The organism is Pseudomonas sp. 1176_21 (assembly GCF_052850635.1).
This window is the reverse complement of sequence record NZ_VXCV01000015.1, coordinates 16,906-34,379: the sequence shown is the minus strand read 5'-3', so window position 1 is coordinate 34,379 and position 17,474 is coordinate 16,906. Positions and strand designations below refer to the sequence as shown.

The 17,474-nt window shown below is 67.0% G+C and carries 12 protein-coding genes and 2 pseudogenes; 11 read left to right on the top strand and 3 right to left on the bottom strand.

Going from position 1 to position 17,474, the window contains the following annotated elements; genetic code table 11:
• The first annotated feature begins 12 nt into the window (after window positions 1–12).
• From FW760_RS24110 to FW760_RS24075, 8 genes and pseudogenes are all read left to right on the top strand, one after another.
• Window positions 13–2,472: a TonB-dependent receptor plug domain-containing protein gene (locus tag FW760_RS24110; protein WP_446444048.1), complete on the top strand. Its 2,460-nt coding sequence runs from the start codon at window positions 13–15 to the stop codon at window positions 2,470–2,472.
• A 129-nt stretch (window positions 2,473–2,601) separates the two neighbouring features.
• A pseudogene (locus FW760_RS24105) lies at window positions 2,602–3,321 on the top strand (HAMP domain-containing protein); the annotation flags it as partial.
• Window positions 3,322–3,606: 285 nt separating this feature from the next.
• Window positions 3,607–4,176, top strand: a pseudogene (locus FW760_RS24100) (methyl-accepting chemotaxis protein); the annotation flags it as partial.
• Between the two features lie 113 nt (window positions 4,177–4,289).
• Window positions 4,290–5,342 carry a tetratricopeptide repeat protein gene (locus FW760_RS24095; RefSeq protein ID WP_236176898.1) on the top strand — a complete coding sequence of 351 codons (1,053 nt, stop codon included), beginning with the start codon at window positions 4,290–4,292 and terminating at the stop codon, window positions 5,340–5,342.
• Window positions 5,343–5,459: 117 nt separating this feature from the next.
• A complete protein-coding gene (locus FW760_RS24090; RefSeq protein ID WP_446444047.1) occupies window positions 5,460–7,088 on the top strand; it encodes a response regulator in 1,629 nt (542 codons plus the stop codon).
• Window positions 7,085–7,867, top strand: a complete 783-nt coding sequence (locus tag FW760_RS24085) for an endonuclease/exonuclease/phosphatase family protein (protein ID WP_446444046.1) — start codon at window positions 7,085–7,087, stop codon at window positions 7,865–7,867. Before FW760_RS24090 ends, FW760_RS24085 begins: the two co-directional genes overlap by 4 nt.
• Window positions 7,864–9,075, top strand: a complete 1,212-nt coding sequence (clsB, locus tag FW760_RS24080) for a cardiolipin synthase ClsB (RefSeq protein ID WP_236176897.1) — start codon at window positions 7,864–7,866, stop codon at window positions 9,073–9,075. Before FW760_RS24085 ends, clsB begins: the two co-directional genes overlap by 4 nt.
• Window positions 9,072–10,040, top strand: coding sequence for a lysylphosphatidylglycerol synthase domain-containing protein (locus tag FW760_RS24075; protein ID WP_286899413.1), 969 nt, complete (start codon window positions 9,072–9,074; stop codon window positions 10,038–10,040). The genes clsB and FW760_RS24075 overlap by 4 nt, the downstream gene beginning before the upstream one ends.
• Here FW760_RS24075 and FW760_RS24070 read toward each other — a convergent pair.
• The gene (locus FW760_RS24070) at window positions 9,992–12,073 is read right to left on the bottom strand and encodes an ATP-binding protein (RefSeq protein WP_446444045.1); all 2,082 of its coding nucleotides are present in this window, start codon (window positions 12,071–12,073) and stop codon (window positions 9,992–9,994) included. The genes FW760_RS24075 and FW760_RS24070 overlap by 49 nt on opposite strands.
• A 23-nt stretch (window positions 12,074–12,096) precedes the next feature.
• On the bottom strand, window positions 12,097–12,558 hold the full coding sequence (locus FW760_RS24065) for a nucleoside deaminase (protein WP_446444044.1): 462 nt from the start codon (window positions 12,556–12,558) through the stop codon (window positions 12,097–12,099).
• A gap of 147 nt (window positions 12,559–12,705) precedes the next feature.
• On the opposite strand from FW760_RS24065, the gene FW760_RS24060 reads away from it, so the two are divergent.
• Window positions 12,706–13,410 (top strand): type 1 glutamine amidotransferase domain-containing protein, encoded by a 705-nt coding sequence (locus tag FW760_RS24060; protein ID WP_043862926.1) that lies wholly within the window; start codon window positions 12,706–12,708, stop codon window positions 13,408–13,410.
• 140 nt (window positions 13,411–13,550) lie between these two features.
• Window positions 13,551–14,357: a CSS-motif domain-containing protein gene (locus FW760_RS24055; RefSeq protein WP_043862927.1), complete on the top strand. Its 807-nt coding sequence runs from the start codon at window positions 13,551–13,553 to the stop codon at window positions 14,355–14,357.
• A 67-nt stretch (window positions 14,358–14,424) separates the two neighbouring features.
• Here the strand turns inward: FW760_RS24055 and hppD are convergent, their stop codons facing one another.
• Window positions 14,425–15,501, bottom strand: coding sequence for a 4-hydroxyphenylpyruvate dioxygenase (gene hppD, locus FW760_RS24050; protein WP_054915379.1), 1,077 nt, complete (start codon window positions 15,499–15,501; stop codon window positions 14,425–14,427).
• 404 nt (window positions 15,502–15,905) lie between these two features.
• Between hppD and FW760_RS24045 the strand changes: the two genes are divergently transcribed.
• The gene (locus FW760_RS24045; protein WP_446444043.1) at window positions 15,906–17,465 is read left to right on the top strand and encodes an EAL domain-containing protein; all 1,560 of its coding nucleotides are present in this window, start codon (window positions 15,906–15,908) and stop codon (window positions 17,463–17,465) included.
• Window positions 17,466–17,474 lie beyond the last annotated feature (9 nt).

The window sequence follows — 17,474 nt, the reverse complement described above, 5'->3', positions numbered from 1 at the left end:
GGAGTACACCCCATGTTGCATCCCACCCCCTTGGCCGGCGCCATCGCGCTGGTCATCGGCAGCGTTGCCGTGCCCGAATGCTCTGCCCAGGCCGCACCCGGCGCGGATGACAAGCTCGATACCGTGGTCGTGGTCGGCACCCGCCGCAGCGACGTCACCGCGCTGCAAAGCGCAGCCCCGGTGGATGTGCTGAGCGCCGAGAAGCTGCAGGACACCGGCGCCAGCGACCTGTCCGGTGCGCTGACCGCCCTGTCGCCCTCGTTCAGCTTCCCGCAGTCGCCCCAGGGCGCGTTCGCCGGCTCCATCGCCCAGGGCGCCTCGCTGCGCGGCCTGGCGTCGGACCAGGTGCTGGTGCTGGTCAACGGCAAGCGCCGCCATACCAGCGCCAACGTGACCCGCCAGGGCCTGGCCAACGGGCGTGGCGCAGCGGCCGTGGACCTGAGCCTGATCCCGCTCAGCGCGGTGTCGCGGGTGGAGATCCTGCGCGACGGCGCCGCCGCCCAGTACGGCTCGGACGCCATCGCCGGGGTGATCAACATCGTGCTCAAGGAGAACGACGACGGCGGCAACGTGGGCTATCGCTTCGGCGGCTACGACAAGGGCGACGGCCTGCAGCGCAAGCTCAGCGGCTGGAAGGGCCTGGCCCTGCCCAACGATGGCTTCCTGACCCTGAGCTTCGATGCCGGCAGCCAGGACCCGGCCAGCGACACCAACCCCGACAACCGGATCTTCTACCCCGGCAGCACCAGCACCGATACCCCGCGCGAGCAGAACAACCGCTACCGCACCTGGCGCTGGGGCTCGGGCAATGTCTCGGACCAGTACAACCTGGTGGCCAACAGCGAAATCGGCCTGGGTGAAGGGCTGACCGCCTATGGCTTTGCCACCTATGCGCACAAGAACACCGACGCCGACGGCTTCTTCGACCCGCCCACCACCCTGGCCCGCAACTACGGCAGCGATGCGCTGCGCCGCTACCCGGACGGGCGCCTGCCGGTCACCCGCTACAACCTGCAAGACTATGCCGTGACCGGCGGCCTGCGCTGGGAGGACGAAACCCTGGGCACGTTCGACCTGGCTGCCAACTACGGCAACGACACGTTGAAGTCCACCGACCGCAACGCCATCAACCCCAGCTGGGGCACGGCCAGCCCGTCGAGCATCTACACCGGCGAGCGCGAGAACCAACAGACCAACCTGACCCTGGACTGGGTGCGCGACTTCCCCACCGACCTGCTGGCCAGGCCGCTGACCCTGTCGGCGGGCCTGGCCTGGCGCAAGGAGAACTACCACCTGGGCGCCGGCGAGGCGGCCGGCTGGCAGAACGGGCCGCTGTTCGGCAGCCTGGACCCGGTCAGCGGGCGGCCGATCCCCGGTTACTACTCGGGCATCACCAACGTCGATGCCGCGTCGCTGGAGCGCAAGGTGTTCGGCGCCTATGTCGACCTCGAAGGGCAGCTCACCGACAAGTTCCAGGCCGGCGTGGCGCTGCGCTCGGAGCATTACTCGGACTTTGGCGACACCACCAACGGCAAGCTGTCGCTGCGCTACGACTTCACCCCGCAGATCGCCGCACGCGGCAGCCTCAGCACCGGCTACCGCGCCCCTTCGCTGGTGCAGAGCGGGCTGTCCTCGTTCAGCGTGCAGGTGGTGGAGCAGCCACCTGGCAGCGGCAACTGGGTCGAGGTGCAGCAGCGCACCCTGCGTGCCGACAGCCCCGAAGCCGCGCTGCTGGGCGGGCGCGCGCTCAAGCCCGAAGAGTCGACCAACTACTCCCTGGGCCTGGTGTGGCGCCCGCTGGCCAACGCCTCGGTGACCGTGGACGCCTACCGCATCGACATCGACAACCGCATCACCCTGTCCGACCAGTTGCCGGCCAGCGTGGTGGGGCCGATCTTCGCCGGTACGCCGTATGCCAACATCCAGAGTGCGGCGTTCTATACCAACATTGCCGACACCCGCACCGACGGCATCGAGCTGGCCGGCCAGTACCAGTGGGACCTGGCGCAGTACGGCCGGCTGGACCTGAACGCCGGCTTCGCCAAGACCCGCACGCGCATCACCGAACTGCGCGATGCCGGCGGCATTGCCGGCAACCAGATCGTCGGGCGCGCCACCCAGGGCCTGATCGAGCACGGCACCCCCGACACCAAGCTGACCCTCAGCGCCAACTGGCTGTACCAGAACTGGGGCGTGACCCTGACCCAGCGCCGCTACGGTGAATGGCAGAGCCTCAATGCCAGCAACCCCGACCTGGACCAGACCTTCAGCGCACAGTGGATCACCGACCTGGACCTGAGCTACCGCTTCGACCAGGGGCTGAAGGTCTCGGTGGGTGCGATCAACCTGTTCGACAGCCACCCAGACAAACTCGAAGGCCAGACCCTGTACGGGGTGCAGAAGTACTCGATCACCTCGCCCGAGGGCGCCCAGGGCGCGTTCTACTACACCAGCCTGAGTTACGACTTCTGAGTTTTGTCCGACAATAAAATTGAGCTGGATCAACGTTTGGCGTGATGTATGGCACTTAGCCTTCATCCACTGCGACAGCGCTTCTATAGTGTGGCGGGAACCACGTTCCCCCCACTCTAAGGAGCGTTCATGCTGCGCGTACTTTCACTGGAAAACCTCACCGTCACCCGCAAACTGGCACTGGGCTTCGGGCTGATGCTGGCCCTGGCGGTGTGGTTGGCCGCCACCGGCCTCAAGGGGTTGCACAACGACAAGACCTCGTTCGAGCGGATCAACCGACTGAGCACCCTGTTCGACGAAACGGTGTTTGCCCGCGAGGCCAACTACCAGTACGCGCTGGCGCCCCAGGCCGCCCACCTGGACACCCACCAGACCCACCAGCAGGCCTTGCACAGCGCACTGAACGCGGTGCTCGAGGACGTGCAGCGCGGCGCCTGGCCCGCCGAAGACCTGCAGACCGTGCAGCAACTGGCCGACGGCCTGCAGGGCTACATCACCACCCACCAGGCCGCCCTGGCCCTGGACCCGCCCGACAGCGCCCGGGTGGTGCAGGCCAACGCCCTGCTGGCCGACCTGCAGGGCAGCATCAACGTGCTGTACAAGAAGGAAGAGGAGCGCGCTGCCGCCAGCGTGGCCACGGTGGTCTCGATTCTGCTGGGCGTGACCGTCGCGACCCTGGTGCTGGGCACCCTGATCGCCTGGCTGATCGGCCGGCAGATCGTGCGCCCGCTGCGCCAGAGCCTGGAGGCGGCCGAGCGCATCGCCCACGGCGACCTCACCGTGCAGCTGGACAGCCATCGGCGTGACGAACTGGGCCAGCTGCTGCGCGCTATCGGCGACATGAGCCAGCGTCTGCGCGAGGTGATCACGCGCATTGGTCACGGCTCCTCGCAACTGGCGGTATCGGCCAGCCAGCTGGCCACCATCACCACCCAGACCCAGGCCGGCACCGACAGCCAGCGCAGCGACACCGACCGGGTCGCCACCGCCATGAACCAGATGACTTCGATGGTGCAGGCCGTGGCGCGCAACTCCGAAGACGCAGCCCAGGCGGCCCGCCAGGCCGACGAGGAAGCCAGCGGCGCATCGGGCATCTCGCGCAATGCCATCGTGCAGATCGAGGCGCTGGCCGGCGAGGTCGGGGTGTCGGCCGAGTCGATGAGCCGCCTGCACCAGGAAATCGACCGTATCGCCAGCGTGCTCGGGGTGATCAAGGCCGTGGCCGGGCAGACCAACCTGCTGGCGCTCAATGCCGCCATCGAGGCAGCACGTGCCGGCGAGGCCGGGCGCGGCTTCGCGGTGGTGGCCGACGAGGTGCGCAGCTTGGCCCAGCGTACCCAGCAGTCTTCCGAGGAGATCGAGCACCTGATCGGCGAGTTGCAGCGCATTGCCAACGAGAGCACGCAGATCATGCAGTCCAGCGTGGAGCAGACCCAGTCGACCGTGACCGGGGTGCGCAACACCGGCGATGCGCTGGCGGCGATCACCCGGCAGGTCTCGGACATCCAGCAGATGAGCCTGCGCATCGCCAGCGCCGCCGAAGAACAGACCACGGTGGTCGAGGAAATCACCCGCAACGTGCTGCATGTGCGCGAAACCGCCGACCAGTCGGCACTGGCCAGCAGCGAGATCGCCAGCTCCAGCGTCGAACTGGCGCGCCTGGGCAGCGACCTGCAGAGCCTGGTGGTGCATTTTCGCACCTGACGGCTCGCGGCACGGGCTGCGGCGCAGGGCGCGGGCAGGTGAAGGGGGAAAACGGATTGACTCCGTTTCCTGGCTGACCCAAGCTTGCCCCACCCCGCCTGCCCGGATGCCGCATGTCAAAACCGCGCCTCTATACACTGCTCAGCCTGCTCGTGCTGCTCGTCATCGGGCTGGGCTACGGCTGGCTGGGTGACGCCCCGGCCCCCGCGCCGGCCCCCAGCCATGGCTACACCAAGGCGCTGACCATGGCCCATGAAGGGCAGCCGGGGGCGGCGCGGGTGCTGTACCAGCAACTGGCGCGCGCCGACCTGTCGGGCATTCGCCGCGCCAGCCTGCATGCCGAGCTGCCCAACTACCCTTCGCCGCTGGCGCTGAAGCTGGCCGACCAGGACCTGAGCCACGACGACCCGCTGGTGCGCCGCGCGGCGATCGCCAGCATCAGCGCGCTGGTGCCGGCGCCGCAGCGCAGCGTGCTGCTGGGGCCGATGCTCGAAGACCCCGAGCAGAGCGTGCGCTTTGCCGCGGTCGATGCGCTGCTGGGGCTGGGCCCGGACGATGTCGGCCTGTACTACGGCCCGCTGCAGCAGGCACTGGAGCAGTACCAGCAGGCCTTGCTCAAGCAGCTCGACGATGCCGCCGCCCAGGTGCACCTGGCCCGGCTGTACGTGCACGAGGGCCATGAAGACGAGGCGGCGCAGGCACTGGAGCGAGCATTGGCGCTGGCCCCCGACGACCTCGAGGCACTGGCGGCCAAGGTGCGCCTGCTCGACAGCCAGGGCCACGCCGATGCCTCCCGCGAGCTGCTGGCCCAGGCGCTCAAGCGCCACCCCGACTCGGCCTTCCTGCAACACGAGCTGGGCCTGTGGCTGATGCGCCACGACCAGCACGAATACGCGCTGCTGGCGTTCGACCGGGCCCTGGCGCTGGACCCGGACAACGCCGAGTATCGCTATACCCTGGCGTTGACCCTGCACAGCCTGGAGCAGGTCGAGGTGGCGCAGAAGCAGCTCGAAACCCTGCTCGCCCGCCAGCCGGCCAACCGCAAGGCGCGGGTGCTGCTGATCGGCTACTGGAAAGAGACCGGCCAGCTGCAGAACGTGCAGGTGTTGCTGGCCCAGCTGGAGCAGCAGAACCCGGACGATCCGCTGGTGCAGCAAGGCCTCTGAGGCCCCTCGTCCGGGCTCCCGCAAGCGTTTTGAACCCCGCCGAAAGTGGCGTGTCCAGTGATAGTGCATGGATAAAAAGGCAATCGCCTGGCTGTGCGTTATCAAAGGAGATCGCCCGTGAACAATTCGGTGCCAAACGGCGAACGCGCACTGATACTTGCCCCGCCCACCCTCAGCCGCCTGGCGCTGAACCTGTTCGACGAAGCCGGCATACAGGCGCTGGCCACCCGCGACCTGGACGAGATGGCCGATGCCCTGGGCCAGGGCGCGGGGCTGGCCATCATCGCCGACGAGTCCCTGGGCGCCTTCGTGCAGTCGCCCGTGCACAACTACCTGCGTACCCAGCCCGCCTGGTCGGACCTGCCGGTGGTGCTGCTGACCAGCCCGGCCCGCGCGCCGGACGCCGACCTGCACACGGCGCTGGGCAACCTGTTCCTGCTGGCATGCCCGTTCCAGCCCAGCGGCCTGCTGGCCCTGACCCACGCTTCGCTGCGCGCCCGCCGTCGCCAGTACCAGGCCCAGTACAGCGCGGCCCGCCTGCAGGACCTGGAGCAACGGGTGGAAGAGCAACTGCGCCACCTGCGCGAAGACGAACAACAGCTGCGCCACACGCAGAAGATGGAAGCCATCGGCCAGTTGGCCGGCGGTGTGGCCCACGACTTCAACAACCTGCTTACCGGCATCGGCGGCAGCGTGGAGCTGATCCGCCGGCGCCTTGCCCAGGGCCGCCAGGAAGACCTGCCCAAGCTTATCGACATGAGCCTGGGGGCGGTGCAGCGCGCCGCCAGCATGACCCATCGGCTGCTGGCATTCTCCAGCCGTCAGCCGCTGGATGCGGGCCCGGTCAGCCTGGCCAGCCTGCTGGACGGCGACCAGCTGCGCACCCTGCTGACCCCGCAGATCGACCTGCAGGTCAGCCTCGACGCCGACCTGTGGCACATCGAGGTGGACGCGCAGCAGTTGCGCGAAGCCATCGACAACCTGCTGAGCAACGCCCGTGATGCCATGCCCAACGGCGGTGAGCTGCGCATCCACGCCGGCAACCGCCGCCAGGGCAAGCCGTTGCCTGGCGGGCATCCGCTGGCCAGCGGCGACTATGTGCTGCTGAGCGTGCACGACAACGGCTGCGGCATGCCGCAAAGCAGCGTGGACCGCGCCTTCGACCCCTTCTTCACCACCAAGCCCATCGGCCAGGGCACCGGGCTGGGCCTGTCGATGGTGTATGGCTTCAGTCGCCAGTCCCAGGGGCACGTGGCGCTGTACAGCAGCATCGGCCATGGCACCCAGGTCGAGCTCTACCTGCCGCGTCATGTGGGGGATGTACAGGGCGCGCCAGCGCCCGCCCCCGGCCCGCCGCCGGAGGCCAATGGCAGCAACCGCGTGCTGATCGTGGAGGACGACCACACGGTGCGCCAGCTGGTCCACGAGACCCTCGCCGAGCAGGGCTACCAGTGCTGCGAGGTGGCCGACGCCAGCCTGGCACTGTCGGTTCTGCGCTCCGACCGGCCGATCGACCTGCTGATCAGCGATGTGGGGCTGCCGGGGATGAACGGGCGTCAGCTGGCGGAGATCGCGCGCAAGCTGCGCCCGGGGCTGAAGGTGCTGTTCATCACCGGCTATGCCGAAAACGCCACCTCGTGCCGGGGCTTTCTCGACCCGGGCATGCAGATGATCAACAAGCCATTCAAGTTCACCCAGCTGACGCGCAAGGTGGCGCAGATGCTCGGCCCGGGCAACCTCCCATGAGCCTGCCCCAGCCCCCGCCGGTGGCCAGCCGGCAGGTCACCGAGCACGCCGTGCGGGTGCTTACGGTGAATGTGCACAAGGGCTTCAGCGCGTTCAACCGGCGTTATGTGCTGCCCGAGCTGCGCGAGGCCGTGCGCAGCCAGGACGCCGACCTGGTGTTTCTGCAGGAGGTGCTGGGCAGCCACCGTGGCCATGCCAGCCGCCACCCGGACTGGTCCCACGTGCCGCAGTACGAGTTCCTGGCCGACAGCCTGTGGCCGCAGTACGCCTACGGGCGCAATGCGGTGTACCCGGACGGCGAGCACGGCAATGCGCTGCTGTCCAAGTTCGCCATCCGGCATTACGAAAACCTCGATGTGAGCGTGACCGGCAGCGAGCGCCGCGGCCTGCTCCACGCCGTGCTCGATGTACCCGGCCAGCGTCCGCTGCACACCGTGTGCGCGCACCTGGGGCTGGACGAGCGCCAGCGCGTCAAGCAGTTGCGCCTGCTGTGCCGGCTGCTGGACAGCCTGCCCGCCGAAGCGCCGGTGATCGTGGCGGGCGACTTCAATGACTGGCGCCAGCGCGCCGACCAGCACCTGGCCGGCTGCGGCCTGGTGGAGGTGTTCACCCAGGCCCACGGGCGCCCCGCACGCAGCTTTCCGGCGCGCTGGCCGCTGCTGTGCCTGGACCGTATCTATGTGCGCAACGCCCAGGCCCGGCAACCCCGGGTGATGGGGCGCAAACCCTGGTCGCACCTGTCAGACCACTTGCCGCTGTTCGTGGAGGTACTGCTATGAAGGCCGACTGGCGCGAGGATAACGAGGTGCAATTGCTGATCAATGGCGAGGCGTACTTCCCGGCCGCCTTCGAGGCGATTGCCAATGCCAGGGAGCAGGTGCTGCTGGAGACCTTCATCATTTTCGAGGACAAGGTCGGCAAGCAGCTGCAACAGGTATTGATCGAGGCAGCGCAACGCGGCGTGCAGGTGGAGGTGCTGGTGGACGGTTATGGCACCGCCGACCTGAGCAGCGCCTTTCTGCTGGCGCTGAGCCAGGCCGGTGTGCACCTGCAGGCGTTCGACCCGAGCCCGCGGCGGCTGGGGCTGCGCACCAACCTGTTCCGCCGCCTGCACCGCAAGATCCTGGTGATCGACGGGCACACTGCCTTTGTCGGCGGAATCAACTACAGCGCCGACCACCTGGCCGACTTCGGGCCGATGGCCAAGCAGGACTACGCCGTGCGGGTACGGGGGCCGATCGTGGCCGACCTGCAGCAGGCCACCCTGACCCTGCTCGACGCCCAGCGCGCCCGCCCTGTGCGGCCCCGGGGCTGGTGGCGCCGGGCACCGCCGATCAGTGCCGACAGCGTGCAGGCGCGCATGTGCCTGTGCATCCGCGACAACGCCGAGCACCCCACCGACATCGAGCAGCACTACATGCGCGCCATCGTCACCGCGCGCGAACGGATCATCATCGCCAACGCCTATTTCTTCCCCGGCTACCGGATGCTGCGAGCCCTGCGCAATGCGGCCCGGCGTGGCGTGGACGTCACCCTGATCCTGCAGGGCATGCCCGACATGCCGCTGGTGCGGCTGTGCTCGCGCATGCTCTACAACTACCTGCTGCGCGACGGCGTGCGCATTCACGAGTACTGCGAGCGCCCGCTGCACGGCAAGGTCGCGGTGGTGGACCGCGAGTGGTCCACGGTGGGGTCGAGCAACCTCGACCCGCTGAGCCTGTCGCTGAACCTCGAGGCCAACCTGGTGATCCGCGACCAGGCCTTCAACCAGCTGCTGGGCGAGCACCTGCAGGCGCTGGCCCACAGCCAATGCAAGCCGGTGACCCTGCAACGGGTGCTGCGCGGCTACTGGTGGCGCGCACCGCTGATTTTCATGGCGTTCCACTTCACTCGCCTGTTCCCGGCCATCGTCGGCTGGCTGCCTGCGCACCAGCCCCGGCTCAAGCCGCTGCAGCCGCCAGCGGCGCTCCAGGAGCCACTGTCATGAAGCTTTCCGGCACACACTGGCAATGGGCGCGCCGGGCCCTGACCCTGGCGTTCTTCATCCTGATACCGACATTGCTGTTCATGTTGCTGCGCAACCAGGACTGGGGCGAGGTGCGTCACGCCTTGGTGTCGTACCCGCCCGGGGTGTTGCTGCTGGGCGGGGCGATTGCGGCGTGCAGCTTCGTGCTGTTCAGCTGCTATGACCTGCTGGGGCGGCGCTACACCGGCCACCAGCTGCCGGCGCGCCAGGTCGTGCCGCTGGCCTTCGTGTGCTACGCGTTCAACCTGAACCTGAGTGCCTGGGTGGGCGGGGTTGCCCTGCGCTATCGCCTGTATTCGCGCCTGGGGCTGGATGTACCGACCATCAGCCGCCTGCTCGGGCTGGGCCTGGTGACCAACTGGCTGGGCTACCTGCTGGTGGCCGGCAGCCTGTTCGCCTGTGGCCTGCCGCGCCTGCCGGCGGGGATGGAGATCGGCACCGGCGGGCTGCGCGTGATCGGTGTGCTGATGCTGCTGGCCGCTGCGGCCTACCTGGGCGCCTGCGCGTTCGCCAGGCGCCGCAGCTGGCAGGTGCGCGGGCAGGTGCTCACGCTGCCGGGCATCCGCCTGGCACTGCTGCAGGCCGTCATGGGGGCATGCAACTGGCTGCTGATGGGGCTGGTGATCTACACCCTGCTGCCGGACAAGGTGGGCTACCCGAGCATCGTCGGGGTGCTGATGATCAGCAGCATTGCCGGGGTGATCACGCATATTCCGGCAGGCCTGGGGGTGCTGGAGACGGTGTTCATCACCCTGCTGCAGGGCCAGTACGCCAAGGGCACCCTGCTGGCGGCGCTGATTGCCTACCGCGTACTGTACTTTCTGCTGCCGCTGCTGGTGGCCTGCGTCGTCTACCTGCTGCTGGAGCGCGTGGCCAGTCAGGCCGCCGGCGTGCCGGCCCCCGGCCCGCGCGACTCGGCGCGCTGAAGCATGGCCTTGACCTTGCGCTGCAGGCGGTCCAGCGGGAAGGGCTTGGTCAGCAGTTCCACCCCCGCCTCGAGGGTGTCGCGCTGGGCGATGGCTTCGTCGGTGTAGCCGGTGATGAACAGTATGTTCTGCTGCGGGTTGTGCCGGCGCACCTCGCTGGCCACCTGGCGCCCACTGAAACCGCCGGGCAGGCCGATGTCGGTGATCAGCAGGTCGACCGGCGGGCCGGCCAGGCACGCCGCCAGGCCTGAACGGCCATCCACGGCCTCGATCACGTCGTAGCCTTCCTGTTGCAGCACCTCCTTGATCAGCATGCGCAGGGTCGGTTCGTCATCGATCAGCAGGATCCGCCCCTTGCCCGGCACGCTGACCTTGGCCTGCACCGGTACGCTGGCTGCAGGCTGGCCGTCGGCGCCACAGTAGCGTGGCAGCACCAGCCTGATGCGGGTGCCGCCGGTATCGGACGCCTCGATCCACACCCGCCCGCCCGACTGACGCACGAAACCGTACACCATCGACAGGCCCAGGCCGGTGCCCTGGCCCACGGGCTTGGTGGTGAAGAAGGGTTCGAAGGCGCGTTCCATCACCTGGGGGCTCATGCCCTGGCCGTCGTCCTCGACCGTCAGCGAGCAGTAGTCGCCAGGGGGCAGGCCGTCCCTGCCTGCGACCCGGGCATCGTAGCGTTCGTTGCCGGTACTGATGGTCAGCCGCCCGCCGGCGCGCATCGCATCGCGTGCGTTGATGCACAGGTTGAGCAAGGCGTTTTCCAGCTGGTTGGCGTCCACCAGGGTGCGCCACAGCTGCGGCTCGACCTTCAGCTGCAGGGCGATGTCCGGGCCCAGGGTCTGGCGGATCAGGGCGTCCATGCCGTGCACCAGGGCATTGAGGTCTGCCGGGCGCGGGTCGAGGGGCTGGCGCCGGGCGAATGCCAGCAGGCGGTGGGTGAGCACCGCCGCGCGCTGGGACGCCTCCTTGGCGGCGGCGATGTAGCGATCCAGGCCGTCCAGCTGGCCACTGCCGATACGCCGCTCGATCATTTCCAGGCTGCCGCTGATGCCGGTCAGCAGGTTGTTGAAGTCGTGCGCCATGCCGGCGGTCAACTGGCCCACGGCATCCATCTTCTGGCTCTGGCGCAGCAGTTCCTCGGCTTGCACCAGGGCCGCGGCGCGCTCCTGGTCCAGGGTGATGTCGTGGCCGATGGCGGTATAGATGCCGGTGCTGGGCACGATCGACCAGTTGAACCAGCGGTAATGGCCGTCACGGTGACGGTAGCGGCACTTGAAGCCCTGCACGGTCTGCCCGGCCCGCAGTTGCTGGTGCACCGCTTCGATGCCCGGGCGGTCGTCTACATGGCATAGCTCCAGCACCGGCCTGCCGATGAACGAATCGTCCCAGCCCAGCAGCTCGCGACCGCAGGCATTGATGGCGTAGATCTGCAGGTCTTCGCGCACCAGCATCATGATGTCGCTGGACAGCTCCCAGATGCGTTCGTGGTCTGCGGTCTGCTCCATGATCTTCTGTTCGAAGGCATCGGCGCGTTCGCGCCACACCTGCTCGTTTCTGACCGTCTCGGTGGTTTCGAACACGGTGTTCAGAAAGCCCGCCACCTGGCCGGACTCGTCGCGCACCGGGCTGTAGCAGAAGGTGAAGTACGCCCGCTCCACGTCCCCGTTGCGGTCGGTATCGAGCGCGAAGTTTTCCATGAACACCGCTTCGCCGGCGTAGGCCCGCTGCGCCAGGGCGCTGATATCGTCCCACACGTCGCTCCAGATCACGCTCAGCGGCTTGCCCAGCGGCGCCGGCTTGGCGCCGAGCAAGGGCACGAACGCGTCGTTGTGGATGCTGATCAGCTCGGGGCCCCACACCAGGCAACCCGGAAACTTGGAAGCCAGCAGCATGTCCACGGCGATGCGCAGCGAAGCCTGCCATTGCGGCGCCGGCCCCAGGGCGGTGCGGCTCCAGTCGAACTGGCGTACCGCATCGCTCATGCCGCCCGACAGGTTCGGGGCCGCTTCAGAGTGGGGGGTGTGCATGATCGGGTGCGCTTCCTTGGGGCTCAAGGCTCGGACTGCTCGCCGATATCTTCGTTCCAGAGCTGGGGGTGGTCCTCGATGAATCCGCGCATCAGGCCGGTGCAGGTGGCGTCATGCAGCACCTGCAGGTTCACGCCACGGCTCTGCAGCAGGGCCTCCTCGCCCAGGAAGGTGTGGTGCTCGCCGATCACCACCTGCTTGATGCCGTACAGCAGGATGGCGCCGCTGCACATGGCGCAGGGTGACAGGGTGGTATAGAGGGTGGCGTCGGCGTACACGCTGGCCGGCTGGCGCCCGGCATCTTCGAGCGCGCTCATTTCACCGTGCAGTATCGCGCTGCCCTGTTGCACCCGGCGGTTGTGGCCGCGTCCGATGATCCTGCCCTGGTGCACGATCACCGAGCCGATGGGAATGCCACCTTCTGCCAGGCTCTTCTGCGCTTCGTCGATGGCGGCCTGCATGAACGGATCGGTGTGTGTGGACATGATGGCGGTGACTCCTGTGACAGCGGCTGTATGGGTGGAAACTAGCACAACGCCCTGGGCGATGGCGGGTTTTGCGGCCGCGACTATGCTCTATAGGTTTGCTTCGCCCCACCCCTCCCCGCGCCCGATCACCAGAGGAACGCTGCAATGAGCAAGAAAGTACTGGTAGTGCTGACCAATACCGCCAGGTATCCGAGCCTCAAGCGCGCCACCGGGCTGTGGCTGGGCGAAGCCGTGCACTTCGTTGCGGTGATCGAGAAGGCCGGCTACAAGGTGGACTATGTGAGCCCCGCCGGCGGTTACGTGCCGATCGACCCGCACAGCCTGAGCATGGCCCCGGACCTGGATTGGCAGTGGTACGACGACAAGGCGTTCATGAACCGCCTGGGCGCCACCCTGGCCCCTGACCAGGTCAAGGCGCAGGACTACCACGCGATCTATTTCACCGGCGGCCACGGGGTGATCTGGGACTTCCCCGACAACACGGCATTGCAGGGCCTGGCGCGCCAGATCTTCGAGGCCGGCGGCGTGGTGGCCTCGGTGTGCCATGGCGCGGTCGGCCTGCTCAACATCAAGCTCAGTGACAACACCCTGCTGCTCAAGGACCGCGAGGTTACCGGGTTCTCCAACGTCGAGGAACAACTGGTCGAACTGGACAAGGTGGTGCCGTTTCTGACCGAGAACGAACTGGCCGCGCGCGGTGGCCTGTACAGCAAGGCCGAGGACCCCTGGCAGGAATACGTGGTGCGCGACCAGCGCGAGGGGCGCCTGATCACCGGGCAGAACCCCGCCTCCTCGGCCGCTGTCGCACGCCAGGTGCTGGCAGTACTGGCCGCATCGAAGGCAGGCTAGCCCCCCGGAGCGTCGACGAATAGCACGGCCAATGTCGTCGCGTCTTACAAGGGCAAACTACGCCCCTCACTTATGCTGAACGGCATCCGCTCAAGATGCCCGCGCGCCCCTGCGGCCCGCTCTGTCAACATAGGTGAATCATGCCCCGTCACAAATTTCGCGCTGGCCGTGTGCTGCTGGAACTGCTGGTCATCCTGTTGATCGGCCTGACCCCTGTGGGGTGCGGCCTGTTGATCATGAGCTGGCAGGTGGAAAAGATGCTGGCCGAGTCGACCCTGGTCTCGATCCAGCACACCCAGCAGGACATCGATCGCATCCTCGACTCGCTGCACAATGCCAGCAACAAGGTGCTCAACCTGGCGGACTTCCCCTGCCCGCGGGCCCTGCCCAGCCTGCGTACCGAAGTGGTGATGCGCCCCGAGCTGCGCTCGCTGGTGCTGGTGCGCGAGAACCGGGCCTACTGCAGCACGGTGCACGGCGAATACCAGCTGCTGGTCGACCCGGGCAGCTTCTTCAACCAGCGCCTGCGCCTGGAGCCGGGCAACGATGTGACCCCGGACTCGGCCATCCTGTATTACCGCCTGCAGGAGTACCCGCTCGGCGTGCTGGCCCTGGTCGACGCCAAGACCCTGCAAGCCACGATGCAGCGGGTAAAGGCCAGCGCCAATCTGGTGCTGCAGTTCGGTGACGATTACCTGTGGAGCGAGGGCAGCACCTTCGACGACGTGCTGCCCGATCACTCCGAACAGCATGTCCGCGTGCTGTCCGCCAGTTACGGGTACACCATCCATGGCGGCTACCCGGACGGCCATATCTGGCAGGCGATGCTGTCCAACGCCCAGGCCATCATCCCGTCGTTGCTGCTGGTGGGCGTCATGACCTCGGCAGCGGTGTACTGGACGCTGTTTCGCAACCGCCGCGCGCCATCGGTCCGTCGTTACGGTTGAGGCCGGCGCAGGCACAAAAAAAGGCCATCGAGGCATGCTCGATGGCCTTTTTGCATACGCGCCGCGTTTATTCGGCGGTCAGTACACCGCGGCGAACCTGGTCGCGCTCGATGGATTCGAACAGGGCCTTGAAGTTGCCCTCGCCGAAGCCGTCGTCACCCTTGCGCTGGATGAACTCGAAGAACACCGGGCCCATCAGGGTTTCGGAGAAGATCTGCAGCAGCAGGCGCTTGTCGCCCGCCTCGGACGAGCCGTCCAGCAGAATGCCCCGCGACTGCAGCTCGCCCACCGGCTCGCCGTGGTTCGGCAGGCGGCCTTCGAGCATTTCGTAGTAGGTGTCCGGCGGCGCGGTCATGAAACGCATGCCGAGCTTTTTCAGCGCGTCCCAGCTCTTGATCAGGTCGTCGGTGAGGAAGGCGACATGCTGGATGCCCTCGCCGTTGAACTGCATCAGGAACTCTTCGATCTGGCCGGCGCCCTTGGAGGACTCCTCGTTCAGCGGGATACGGATCATCGCGTCGGGGGCGGTCATGGCCTTGGAGGTCAGGCCGGTGTACTCACCCTTGATGTCGAAGTAGCGGATCTCGCGGAAGTTGAACAGCTTCTCGTAGAAGCCGGCCCAGTAGGCCATGCGCCCGCGATACACGTTGTGGGTCAGGTGGTCGATGATCTTGAGGCCGGCGCCGACCGGGTTGCGGTCCACGCCTTCGATCCACTTGAAGTCGATGTCGTAGATCGAGCTGCCTTCCTCGAAACGGTCGATCAGGTACAGCGGCGCGCCGCCGATACCCTTGATCGCCGGCAGGCGCAGTTCCATCGGCCCGGTCTCGATCTCGACCGGCTGGGCACCCAGCTCCAGGGCACGGGCATAGGCTTCATGGGCATTGCGCACACGGAAGGCCATGCCGCACACCGACGGACCATGCTCGGCGGCAAAGTAGGACGCCACGCTCTTGGGTTCGTTGTTCAGGATCAGGTTGATGCCGCCCTGACGGTACAGGTGCACGTCCTTGGAGCGGTGGCTGGCAACCTTGGTGAAGCCCATGATCTGGAAGATCGGCTCCAGGGTACCCGGGACAGGTGCGGCCAGTTCAATGAACTCGAAGCCCATCAGGCCCATCGGGTTTTCGAAGATATCTGCCATGTTCGTTTCCTCATCATCAAAGCGTTCAAATCACAGGGGTAGCTTGCTGTCGATGTGGAGCGAACGTGGCGGCGCGCAGGAGATGCCCCTCACACTGCGGGCGAGGTAGTCACCATAAATCAGTTTGAACCCATGACACTTCATATGGGACCTATTCTCGGCCGTCTGATCCTCCAGTGGCGAAGGACCTTATTATTGTATGCGTAACGCGATTCTACAGGGCGTAAGAAAAATTGTAAGTACTTTAGTGCCCGGGCCTGCCGACAGCGGCAGCCTCCCCTGCAGTACATCAGGCTGACGCCTCAGCTGTATACAGGCCGATGAACGGCTATGCTGTGCGCTCGGGGTACCAGGGAAACCCTGCCCTTGAAATCATCCGCGCTCATCCCGCACAGGTAGCCACCATGCCCCTCACGAAAAAACGCCCCGGTCGCTGGACCCTGCGAGCCCTGCTGCCATGGCTGGTGGGGGCGATACCGGTGGTGTCCGGCGTGCTGATCATGCACTGGCAGGCACAGCGTGAGCTCGAGGCCAGGGCCGCGAACACGGCCGCCCTGGTCACCGGGCACTTCGATCGCATCCTCGACAATATCGCCGGCGCCGCCCAGGCCCTGCTGCCCCTGACCCGCCAACCCTGCGCAGAGGCCACATTGGCCCTGCGCGAACAGGTGACACGCGGCTCGTTCGTGCGCTCCAGCAACCTGTTTCGTGACAATGACCTGTACTGCAGTTCGCTGTTTGGCAACTTCAGCGAGCCGGTGGATGCCAAGGACTATGTCGATGGCAGCCTGTGGTTGATGAACGGCAACTCGGTGACGCCCGGCCATGCGCTGCTGGCCTACCGGCTCAGCAAGGGCAACGACGGCGCCATCACCACCGTCGATGGCGACCACCTGAGCAGCGCCCTGGAGCTGCTCGACCAGGGCACCACCCTGGTGCTGCAGGTAGGCCCCAACTGGATGGGCGAAGACGGCGTGGTGCACCAGGGCCCGCCCCCGGTGTTTGCCGTGGCGCCGACGCAGCAGGCCTCGCAGCGCTATCGTTTTTCGGTGCACAGCGGTTATGCCGCTGGCGAGCCCTGGCGCCTGATGCGCGCCGAGTACCCGGGGCTGTTCGGCCTGGTGACCCTGCTGGGCGTGATGGCCGGCGCGGCCTGCCGCTGGCAGCTGCGCAGGGCCAGTTCGCCACGGGTGGAGCTGCAACGGGCACTGGAGGCCGACGAGTTCATCCCGTACTTCCAGCCGGTGGTGCGCGAGGGTGACTACCGCTGGGCCGGCGCCGAGGTGCTGATGCGCTGGCAGCACCCGCGCGAAGGCATGGTGCGCCCTGACCTGTTCATTCCCTATGCCGAGCACAGCGGCCAGATCGTGCCCATGACCCGGCGCCTGATGCAGCGCGTGGCCGAAGGCCTGGCGCCCCACGCCCAGACCTTTGGCGACGGCTTTCATGTGGGCATCAACATCACTGCCGATCACTGCCAGGACATGGCCCTGTATGACGACTGCCGCGATTTTCTCGCCGCCTTCCCGCCTGGCCGGGTGATCCTGACCCTGGAGCTGACCGAGCGCAAGCTGGTGGTACCCAGCGACACCACCGAGCAGCTGTTCGCAAGTCTGCAGGCCCTGGGGGTGATGATCGCCATCGATGACTTCGGCACCGGCCAGTCGAGCCTGGGCTACCTGCGCCAGTTCAAGGTCGACTACCTGAAGATCGACCAGAGCTTCGTGGCCATGATCGGCGTCGATGCCCTGTCGCTGCATATCCTCGACAGCATCATCGAGCTGTCGGGCAAGCTGGGCCTGGGCATCGTCGCCGAGGGCGTGGAGACCATCGCCCAGCGCGACTACCTGGCCCGGCACCGGGTGGACTTCCAGCAGGGCTACCTGTTCGCCCGGCCGATGCCGTTGGCCGAGTTCGTGGCTGCATTGGGCACACAGCCGGTTGCCCAGGTGACGCGCCCCTGAGATCATGCG